Source organism: Methylomonas sp. BG-2 (assembly GCF_057766305.1).
Genome location: NZ_JBYMAP010000444.1, coordinates 1 through 1638, shown reverse-complemented (window position 1 = coordinate 1638; position 1638 = coordinate 1). Strand labels below are relative to the sequence as shown.

At 54.1% G+C, this 1638-nt stretch carries 2 protein-coding genes; both read right to left on the bottom strand.

Annotation, left to right across the window (positions count from 1 at the left end; genetic code table 11):
- A partial coding sequence (locus tag AC3B8H_RS21115; protein WP_488443474.1) for a hypothetical protein occupies positions 1–297 on the bottom strand: 297 nt, incomplete at its 3' end.
- Positions 298–1050: 753 nt separating this feature from the next.
- On the bottom strand, positions 1051–1638 hold a 588-nt coding region (locus AC3B8H_RS21110; RefSeq protein WP_488443473.1), incomplete at its 5' end, for a hypothetical protein.

Sequence of the window (1638 nt, the reverse complement as noted above, 5' to 3'; positions counted from 1 at the left end):
GGCACGAATAATGGCGAGTGCAGCGGGCTCCTGCTCCGGTGAACCGGTCGAGGTAAATATCGCGTAGAGATAATACTGATTCAATACACCGGCTAATTCGTGATTGGCCAGGGTGGCGCTGGCAATATCTTGTTGCAGGCGCGAATAACGTTCGATCTCCGGACGAATCGCCTGGATATCGATTACCGAATCCAAAATACTTTCGGCTTGGTCGAAAAGTTGTAGAAAACAGCGGCAGAAGAAACCCAGCAACGGATGCTCCGGTGGTGCTCGGGTCAGCGCCAGAAGTTCGTCCAAAGACCGGATGGTTTGGTAGGGGGTTGCTGTCAACGGCGAGAGATTACAAAGGCAACGATTGTGACAAAAATGCTAGCATATTCTCCTAGCGGCAACTATGGTATGCCATAAAGCGTCATTAATCACCCTAAAGAAGCTTATTAATTCATTATATATATCATCAAGTTACGTACTTATGTCGAAAAAAGTCATCCGAATGTTTGATAAAGTTAACTAAGATCAATTAGAAAAAGTTAGCTAATTTTCACTCCGGAGGCTGAGGCCAGAGGTTCGAATCCTCTCGGGCGCGCCATTTTGACATTCCCTTCCAAACCTCACGTTTAGCACCGCGCCTTGGAAATGCCGCGCACCATGAATCGTTTTAAGTGCTCTGACCCTGAACCCGTAGCCTCAAGTGTTAGCCGCCTATCCGCCAGACTATTCCAAAATGCACCGAATTTAAAAGTGCGCCCCGGTCATTGAGCTTAACCGCTAGACATTGGGCATTCTCGGGCACCTTTCCGGTAAGACTCAGGTTTGATGGATTTTTGGCGTAAATTTCCCGGTTCGCGGTGCGTTAGGGAGCCACTGAAAAACTATCCTATTTTGCTCCGGTCATTTCTGATAGCGCCACAGTGTCGTTCGGCGAGCGTAAACCCTGAGTACGGGCGGACTTGAGTCCCGGCGAGGCGACGTTTCCGCCTTGTTGTTCCGTCCAGCTAAATCCGCTCGGCGCTGGCGAAGCCCGCCCAAGGCGACAGGATCACCGCAATCTCAACGCAACGGAATCGGCGGGTGGCGGTCGCCGATGGCGTCGAGATCGTCCAGGCTCATGATCGGCGCGTACATCAGATCCTTGATGTCAGTGGAACGGGTCCAGCCAAAAGCCATTTCGCCGATCGCGCGCTTGGTCATTTTCAGCAAGCGGGTTCCCGCGGCTTGATGGGCATTGCGGTCGCTCGGCTGGTGCATGCGGGCGGTGGAGATTACCGAGCAACGGCACACCCGATCGTGAAACGAAAACTGAAAGCGGAAATTGCGACTACGGCTGTTGATGTCGCGGTTGGTCAAAAACACGAAATGGGTGTTGGGGTCGGCTTCCGGCAGGCGGCGCATCACGGTACGGGCTTGCTCGAAAATGTCTTCCGCCGGGTACTGCCGGGTGCCGGGAAAAGCTTGGATGGGCAACACGCCGAGCGGCAAGGTGGCTTTCGCCCAGACGCCGAATTCCCGGCCGACGGTGTTAGCGATATCGACCGCCGCATCGCCGGAAAAATCGTCCAGCGGCAGAATGTACACATCGACCGGACCGGTTTTTTCGTCGGCCGGCAGCGACGGCTCGGAAACCGGCGGTTCGCTGAC